This window comes from Shewanella saliphila, assembly GCF_014648295.1.
Lineage (GTDB): Bacteria > Pseudomonadota > Gammaproteobacteria > Enterobacterales > Shewanellaceae > Shewanella > Shewanella saliphila.
In genome coordinates, this window is the sequence record NZ_BMQV01000047.1 from 24,508 (window position 1) to 32,553 (window position 8,046).

Annotated in this window: 7 protein-coding genes; all 7 read left to right on the forward strand. The window is 43.4% G+C overall.

Translation table 11 applies throughout. The features are described 5' to 3' along the window. Positions 1-2: 2 nt before the first annotated feature. The 7 genes from IEY48_RS17330 (at position 3) to hflC (ending at position 7,870) form a co-directional block, all read left to right on the forward strand. On the forward strand, positions 3-1,334 hold the full coding sequence (locus IEY48_RS17330; RefSeq protein ID WP_188922587.1) for an N-acetylmuramoyl-L-alanine amidase: 1,332 nt from the start codon (positions 3-5) through the stop codon (positions 1,332-1,334). A gap of 1 nt (position 1,335) precedes the next feature. Then, positions 1,336-3,198, forward strand: coding sequence for a DNA mismatch repair endonuclease MutL (mutL, locus tag IEY48_RS17335; RefSeq protein WP_188922589.1), 1,863 nt, complete (start codon positions 1,336-1,338; stop codon positions 3,196-3,198). 1 nt (position 3,199) lies between these two features. Continuing rightward, a complete protein-coding gene (gene miaA / locus IEY48_RS17340; protein WP_188922591.1) occupies positions 3,200-4,126 on the forward strand; it encodes a tRNA (adenosine(37)-N6)-dimethylallyltransferase MiaA in 927 nt (308 codons plus the stop codon). An 83-nt stretch (positions 4,127-4,209) separates the two neighbouring features. Further along, positions 4,210-4,467 carry an RNA chaperone Hfq gene (gene hfq / locus IEY48_RS17345; RefSeq protein ID WP_188922593.1) on the forward strand — a complete coding sequence of 86 codons (258 nt, stop codon included), beginning with the start codon at positions 4,210-4,212 and terminating at the stop codon, positions 4,465-4,467. 20 nt (positions 4,468-4,487) lie between these two features. Continuing rightward, a complete protein-coding gene (gene hflX / locus IEY48_RS17350) occupies positions 4,488-5,795 on the forward strand; it encodes a ribosome rescue GTPase HflX (RefSeq protein WP_188922595.1) in 1,308 nt (435 codons plus the stop codon). A gap of 33 nt (positions 5,796-5,828) precedes the next feature. After that, the gene (hflK, locus tag IEY48_RS17355; RefSeq protein WP_188922597.1) at positions 5,829-6,989 is read left to right on the forward strand and encodes an FtsH protease activity modulator HflK; all 1,161 of its coding nucleotides are present in this window, start codon (positions 5,829-5,831) and stop codon (positions 6,987-6,989) included. A 2-nt stretch (positions 6,990-6,991) separates the two neighbouring features. Further along, a complete protein-coding gene (gene hflC / locus IEY48_RS17360; protein ID WP_188922599.1) occupies positions 6,992-7,870 on the forward strand; it encodes a protease modulator HflC in 879 nt (292 codons plus the stop codon). Positions 7,871-8,046: the final 176 nt, after the last annotated feature.

Sequence of the window (8,046 nt, forward strand, 5' to 3'; positions counted from 1 at the left end):
TAATGACTTTAAAAAATACGTTTTTTACGCCTGTTTTTATCATGCTGTTATGTTTGCAGCCAACTTTTGCTTGGGCTGCAAACCAACTCGACAGTGTGCGTATTTGGGCAGCCCCTGAATCCACTCGAGTGGTATTTGACCTCACTCAAGCCCCCAAATATGATAGTTTTAGTTTGACTGGTCCGCATCGGTTAGTGGTCGACATTCAAGACACCGGCGCAAAAATCAACCTAGATAAAATTGCTAATAACAGCAAAATAATTAAAAAAATCCGTTTTAGTACACCGCCTAAAAAAGGCATGTTGCGCTTAGTGATGGATTTAACCAAACCGGTTAAATCCAGTCTGTTTACCCTTCCTCCCACAGCGCCTTATGGCAACCGTTTAGTGGTCGATTTAGAAGATACTACAGGTGGGTCATCTAGTGTGCAACAGTCGGTGAGTCGTTCTGCAAATCCGTCATCTCGAAATATTATCGTGGCGATTGATGCCGGTCATGGTGGCGAAGATCCTGGATCAATTGGGCCGTCAGGGATGCACGAAAAGCGAGTCGTGCTCGAAATAGCGAAACGTTTGGCCCGTAAAGTCGATGCCACGCCCGGTATGCGCTCGGTGATGACTCGCACGGGTGACTATTTTGTTAATTTAAACAAGCGCTCAGAGCTGGCACGTAACAGCAAAGCAGACTTATTGATATCGATTCATGCTGATGCATTTACCTCTCCTCAACCCCGTGGAGCATCGGTGTGGGTTTTGTCGATGCGTCGTGCAAACAGTGAAATTGGTCGTTGGTTAGAGCAAAAAGAAAAACATTCTGAGCTACTAGGTGGTGCGGGTGAAATTATTCAAAATACCGACAGCGAGCAATACCTTGCAATGACGTTGTTAGATATGTCGATGAACAGTTCAATGGCAATTAGTCATTCTGTTGCAGGTGACATACTACGCGACTTAGATTCAATTACTCATTTGCACAAACGCAAACCAGAATCTGCAAGCTTTGCTGTGTTAAAGTCACCTGACATTCCATCCATCTTGGTTGAAACCGGCTTTATTTCAAACCCAGGCGAAGAACGTTTATTGTCTAACGGTAATCATCAAGAAAAATTGGCAAGTGCCATTTACAAAGGTGTGTTGCGCTATTTCGAAAATAACGCACCGGCTGACACGCTGATGGCTAAAGCTTCAAACACTAAACACAGTGTTAAGCGAGGTGAGTCATTGTCGGTTATTGCCCAACGTTATAGCGTATCGGTCAGAAGCCTTAAACAAGCCAACAACTTAAAATCTGATGTTGTTCGTATTGGTCAAACACTTGTGATCCCAAGGGCTTAATATGGCAATTGAGCTGTTACCACCACAACTGGCAAACCAAATCGCTGCAGGCGAGGTTGTTGAGCGCCCAGCTTCTGTGGTCAAAGAGTTAGTGGAAAACAGCTTAGATGCAGGCGCCACCCGGGTTGAGATTGATATCGACAAAGGCGGCAGTAAGCTTATTCGTATTCGTGATAATGGCATGGGCATCGCCAAAGATGAACTTGCACTTGCGTTGTCTCGTCATGCTACATCAAAGGTACACAGCTTAGACGACCTAGAGGCTATTTTGAGCTTTGGGTTTCGTGGTGAAGCACTTGCCAGTATCAGTTCGGTATCGCGTCTAACGCTCACCTCTAAGACCGCTGAACAGTCTGAAGCCTGGCAAGCGTATGCTGAAGGCTCACAGATGGACGTTAAAGTGACCCCAGCGGCTCACCCGCAAGGGTCAACGATTGAAGTGGTCGATTTGTTCTTTAACACGCCAGCGAGACGCCGGTTTTTAAAAAGTGATAAAACTGAATTTACCCATATTGATGAGTGGCTAAAGCGCATCGCCATCGCACGCAGCGATATACATTTTGCTTTGACCCATAATGGCAAATTAGTCCGTCAATATCGTCCAGCCAATACAGATATCCAAACACAGCAACGTTTAGCGCAAATTTGTGGCCGCGCATTTGCTGAGCAAGCGTTAAGTATTAACTGTGAACATGATGGCTTATCCTTAAGTGGCTATTTGCAATCACCTAATGACATCGTATTAACAGATACGAGCTTTTTTTATGTTAATGGCCGTTTAGTGCGTGACAGATTAGTTAATCATGCGGTAAAACAAGCTTTTGCCGAACATGGCATAGATCATCAACCAGGCTATGTGTTGATGCTGATGTTAGACCCACATCAAGTGGATGTTAATGTGCATCCGGCCAAGCATGAGGTGAGGTTTCATCAATCTCGTTACGTACATGACTTTATTTTACAGGCAATACAATCTGCATTAGTACAAATGCCTGAGTTAAGATTTTCAGAGCAGTCAGAGACCAATGTGGGCGATGTTGAGTCTCATTCTCCTGTTGATAATAACGTTCAGCAAGATGACATTGCAGCCTTAAATAATGATTTGTGGACCCCATCCCCGCAAGCTCGTGCGGTCAATAGCAGCAGTCAGTATGGCTCAATGCATGTTCCGGGTAAAAACAATAGCTCGTTCGGGGGATCTTCAGCTGCAATTAAGTCTAGTTATGGTACAAAGCCTACGGTGCCTGCTCAATCCGGTGTCACTAAAACGGCCATTGAGAGTTATGGGCAATTGTTACACACGCAGCCTGAAAGTAGACAGACACAACTGAATGAAGTGAGTGTGCAAGTTAGCATGCCACCGTTATTAGATGCAGCACATTGGGTGATTTGCCAAGACGACAAGTTATCACTTTTGCCGTTTAAAACGGTATTGCTTGCAGTGCGTAAGGCAGAAGTCTTGGCTAAATTAGCTAATGGATTAGTGTCGCAACCATTATTAATGCCTGTGTCTATTACGGCCGATCCTGATTGGAATGAAATCTTATCCAATCGTGATCAATTATTGCGGCAAATCGGTATTGAACTAACAATTCGCTATCAGCAGTTGATAATTAAAAAAGTGCCCCCATATTTGAGGGAAAGCCAATTGGCAATTGTAATCCCTGAGTTGCTACATTGGATTGCATTAGAGCAGCCTAACGATATTGCCATTGCTGGATGGTTAGCTAAACAAAGTTTGGTGCAATTTGAGTCAGCTCAAACCATTTGGCAGCAATTCTGTTGTTTAGATGAGGCAACGCAACAAACTATTTATGCTCAGGCAACTGAATTACCTTGGCAAACTTGGATGAAAGATAATTAACGTGAACAATATCAACAGGCCGAAAGTGATATTTTTGATGGGGCCTACGGCTTCAGGCAAAACGGCATTAGCCATCGATATGGCCACGCAACATAATTGCGAAATTATTTCAGTTGATTCAGCGTTAATTTATCGCGGTATGGATGTAGGCTCTGCAAAGCCAACAGCACAAGAATTAGCTGCTGCGCCACATCGTTTGATTGATATTCTTGACCCTAGCGAAAGTTATTCAGCTGCTGATTTTCGCCGGGATGCACTCGTTGCAATAGAAGAGATTATTGCCCGAGGCAAAACACCGCTCCTTGTGGGTGGTACTATGATGTATTTTAAGGCATTGTTAGACGGTTTATCGCCTTTGCCTAGTGCTGATGAAGCCATAAGACAACACATTTTGTTGCAGGCAGAAACCCATGGTTGGGAGTCATTACACCAAGAATTATGTGAAATTGATCCGGTCGCCGGACAACGGATTCACCCAAATGATCCGCAGCGTTTATCGCGAGCATTGGAAGTTTATCGCATCAGCGGCAAGACAATGACGGAGTTGACGCAAACAAAGTCAGCGGCTTTGCCATATGATGTTGTGCAATTTGCGATTGCACCCAATGATAGAAAAGTGTTACATGAGTTAATTGCAAAGCGTTTTAACATCATGCTTGAGCAAGGTTTTATCGATGAAGTTGCTACGTTAAAAGCTCGTGGTGATTTACATTTAGATATGCCATCGATGCGCTGTGTAGGTTACAGGCAGTGTTGGCAGTACCTTGATAATGAATTTGATCATGCGACTATGGTCGAAAAAGCTACCGCAGCCACTAGGCAATTGGCCAAACGTCAATTAACATGGTTGAGGAGTTGGCCTGATTTACAGTGGCTTGAAAGTGGTGTAGAAGGGAATTTAGTTACGCTTATGCGACAAAGCCGCTAGCTTATTAGCCGTTGCTGTATAATACTAAAACTAAACAATAAAACTTAATTCAACATATTTTAAAATAAAAAAGGAAATTGAAAATGGCTAAGGGGCAATCTTTACAAGACCCATTTTTGAACGCATTGCGTCGAGAGCGTGTACCAGTCTCTATCTATTTAGTGAATGGTATTAAGTTACAGGGCCAGGTTGAATCGTTTGATCAATTTGTCATCCTACTTAAAAATACAGTGAGCCAAATGGTTTACAAGCACGCTATTTCAACAGTAGTACCAGCTCGCCCATTTAATGTCTCTGGCCATCAGGGTTCTGCCCATGGTGAAGACAGCGCAGCTGAATAATTTGATAAGGAATATACTTTTTGTTTGATCGTTATGAAGCGGGTGAAACAGCGGTACTGGTTCATATCGACTTTGCTGACGAAGAACGTCGAGAAGATTTACTTGAGTTGCAGTTGTTGGTTGAGTCTGCTGGTGCTCGCTCTGTAGGTGTGATTACTGGCAGTAGACGCTCTCCTGATCGTAAGTTTTTTATCGGTACAGGTAAAGCGGAAGAACTGGCTGCAATGGTCGCAGCAACTGAAGCTAATGTGGTGATATTTAATCATGCACTTAGCCCAGCTCAAGAACGTAATCTTGAAATGGTTTGTCAATGTCGAGTACTCGATAGAACCACGCTGATTTTGGATATTTTTGCCCAACGGGCAAGAACCCATGAAGGTAAATTGCAAGTGGAGCTAGCGCAACTGCGCCACATGTCAACACGCCTAATTCGTGGTTGGACACACTTAGAAAGACAAAAAGGCGGTATTGGGATGCGCGGGCCGGGTGAAACCCAGCTTGAAACGGATCGTCGATTATTACGTGGGCGAATTAAAAATATTAATCGCCGACTTGAAAAAGTAGACAAACAACGTGAGCAAAGCCGCCGTGCACGTAAACGCAGCGATTTAGCCACTGTGTCGTTAGTGGGTTACACCAACGCCGGTAAATCGACATTGTTTAATGCGTTAACCTCATCTGAAGTTTATGCGGCAGACCAGTTGTTTGCGACTCTAGACCCGACGTTACGTAAATTAGCGCTACCAGACGGCGCCGTGATTTTAGCGGACACCGTAGGATTTATTCGTCATTTACCGCATGACTTAGTGGCGGCGTTTAAAGCCACATTGCAAGAAACCCGACAAGCTGAGATATTGCTGCACGTGGTTGATTGTGCCGATGAAAACATGACTGAAAACTTTGACCAAGTACAAAGTGTACTGGAAGAAATTGACGCTGATGAAATCACACAATTAGTTGTATGTAACAAAATTGATTTGCTTGAAGATTTTGCGCCTCGTATTGATTATAACGAAGACGGAAAACCTGAACGTGTATGGGTCTCTGCACAAAAACGCATTGGATTTGATTTGCTGCTCAAAGCCATAACCGAACTTATCGGTGAGGTGATTTGTGAGCTTACATTGAAAATACCTGCATCAGCAGGACATTATCTTGGCCAGTTTTATCGACTGGATGCGATACAGCAGAAAGACTATGACGATCTGGGGAACTGTATTTTATCTGTTCGTTTATCGGATGCCGATTGGCGCCGATTAGCTAAACAGAGTCAGGGGGAATTAGAGGCATTTATTTTTGAACCTTCAGAAGTAGACGTCACTTGTTAATCTCATTTATTTCATCCAATTATGGAGTGCTAAATGGCTTGGAATGAGCCCGGTAACAAGGGTAATAAAGACCCTTGGGGAAATAAAGGTGGTAACGATAAAGGACCACCGGATCTCGACGAAGTTTTTCGTAATTTATCAAAACGTTTTGGTGGCAAAGGCGGTAACTCCGCATCTGGCCAACCATTTAATTCATCTTTATTGATTGTAATAGCCGTTATAGCCTTGATTATTTGGGGGTTATCTGGGTTATATACAGTTAAAGAAGCTGAGCGCGGCGTGCTACTTCGTTTTGGTCAACACATCGGTGAGGTGAGTTCTGGTTTACACTGGAAAGCCACATTTATTGATGAAGTGTATACCGTAGACGTAGAGTCGTTTCGTTCAATTCCTGCATCTGGCAGCATGCTGACATCTGACGAAAACGTCGTCAAAGTTGAATTAGTGGTTCAGTACAGTGTTTCTGACGCTTATTCTTACTTGTTCAGTGCTGTAGAAGCGAATGAAAGTTTACGCGAAGCAACCGACAGTGCGTTACGTTATGTGATTGGTCACAATCGCATGGACGATATCTTAACGACTGGTCGTGATGCAATTCGCCGTGATACTTGGAAAGAGTTAGAGCGTATTATTGAGCCTTATAAATTAGGCCTACAAATTCGTGACGTTAACTTTTTGCCAGCACGTCCTCCTGAAGAGGTCAAAGATGCGTTTGATGACGCAATCTCTGCACAGGAAGATGAGCAGCGCTTTATTCGTGAAGCAGAAGCTTACGCTCGTGAAATTGAACCTAAAGCTCGTGGTCAAGTTGAACGTATGGCGCAACAAGCTAACGCTTACAAAGAACGTGAAGTATTAGAAGCACAAGGTAAAGTGGCTCGCTTTGAAAAACTTTTACCTGAGTATAATGCAGCACCAGACGTAACCCGTAATCGTTTATATTTAGACGCGATGCAAGTGGTGATGTCTGACACCAATAAAGTGTTAATTGATGCTAAAAATAACGGTAATTTGATGTATTTGCCTCTAGATAAGCTAATGGATGCGTCTAAATCTTCGCGTCAGGTAGCTGAACCAGAAGCTGAACGTCATATTAATTCTGTTTCGAACATTGGCGTGAATACACCTATTACCAGTACGTCGTCTGATGGACGTCTCAGCCGCGAAGAACGTATTCGCCAAGGGAGGAACTAACCATGGGTAGATTTGCTCTGATCATTTTAGTGGTCGTACTAGGGGTTGGTTTTTCATCTTTAATGGTTGTTAACGAAGGTGAGCGCGCAATTGTGTCTCGTTTCGGTAAAGTCCTTAAAGAAGACGAAGTCACTAAAGTGTTTGCTCCAGGGTTACACTTTAAAATTCCTGTCGTTGATAAAGTACGTTATTTAGATGCGCGTATTCAAACGCTTGATGGCGCAGCCGATCGTTTTGTGACTTCTGAAAAGAAAGACTTAATGGTTGATTCGTATGTTAAGTGGCGTATTCATGATTTTGAAAAGTATTATCTTTCAACTAACGGTGGTATTAAAGCCAATGCTGAAAGCTTATTACAAGCTAAAATCAACAACGATTTACGCACCGAGTTTGGTCGCCGTACGATTAAAGAAATCGTATCGGGTAAACGTGATGAATTGCAAACTGATGCATTACAAAACGCTTCTGAAAGCGCTGAAAACTTAGGTATTGAAGTGGTTGATGTGCGAGTTAAGCAGATTAACTTACCGTCTAACGTCAGTAACAGTATTTATCAACGTATGCGTGCCGAGCGTCAAGCTGTGGCAAAAGAACATCGTGCACAAGGTAAAGAACAAGCTGAAATTATCCGTGCGACGATTGATGCAAACGTTACAGTAAAAATTGCTGAAGCCGAACGTAAAGCCCTAACCACTCGCGGTGAAGGTGATGCACTGGCTGCAAAAATTTATGCAGATGCTTATAACAAAGAACCTGAGTTCTACAGTTTCCTTCGCAGCTTAGAAGCCTACAAAGAAAGTTTTGCTGGCAAAAATGATGTGATGGTATTAGAACCAGAAGGTGATTTCTTCAAATACATGAAATCAGCTACCAGTAAATAAGCAACCAGCTCACGCTGATACCAAATCTTAAAAAGCTCGGTTAAACCCGAGCTTTTTTGTTTGCCCAGCGAAGCTGGCAAACCCGTCAGGTTGAAAGAAACCTGAATCACCCCGACTGAGGGGAAGATAATCCGAATGGCAAGGGCGTTGCTGGCCAACGGCAGGGTCTGAAGGAA